Raw genomic sequence first — 469 nt, 5'->3', positions numbered from 1 at the left:
CGTAACAAGGTAGCCGTATCGGAAGGTGCGGCTGGATCACCTCCTTTCTATGGAGAATTGATGAACGCTGTTCATCAATATAAGTTTCCGTGTTTCGTTTTCGTTTAGTTTTGAGAGTTCAATTAAGTATTGACTCTTAAATGAGGATATGATATAAATAAATCCTGCAATTTGTATGGGCCTATAGCTCAGCTGGTTAGAGCGCACGCCTGATAAGCGTGAGGTCGATGGTTCGAGTCCATTTAGGCCCACCATACAACTTTCGGGGCCTTAGCTCAGCTGGGAGAGCGCCTGCCTTGCACGCAGGAGGTCAGCGGTTCGATCCCGCTAGGCTCCACCAAAAAGCTATTTTAAATAGCAAATGGTATGTTCTTTGAAAACTAGATAACAGTGTAGCTCATATTTTTTAATTTTTAGTTTGGTTAAGTTAGAAAGGGCGCACGGTGGATGCCTTGACACTAGGAGTCGA

The 469-nt window shown here is 44.1% G+C and carries 2 tRNA genes; both read left to right on the top strand.

The annotated features are described in order from the left end of the window. Positions 1 to 177: 177 nt before the first annotated feature. Positions 178 to 254: transfer RNA gene (locus MR113_RS27445), tRNA-Ile, on the top strand. 10 nt (positions 255 to 264) lie between these two features. Beyond that, positions 265 to 340: transfer RNA gene (locus tag MR113_RS27440), tRNA-Ala, on the top strand. Positions 341 to 469 lie beyond the last annotated feature (129 nt).

Origin of the sequence: Bacillus cereus group sp. BfR-BA-01379 (assembly GCF_022663605.1) — a bacterium.
Lineage (GTDB): Bacteria > Bacillota > Bacilli > Bacillales > Bacillaceae_G > Bacillus_A > Bacillus_A mobilis.
The sequence above is the reverse complement of the archived record's forward strand: the minus strand, read 5'-3'. Positions and strand labels throughout refer to the sequence as shown.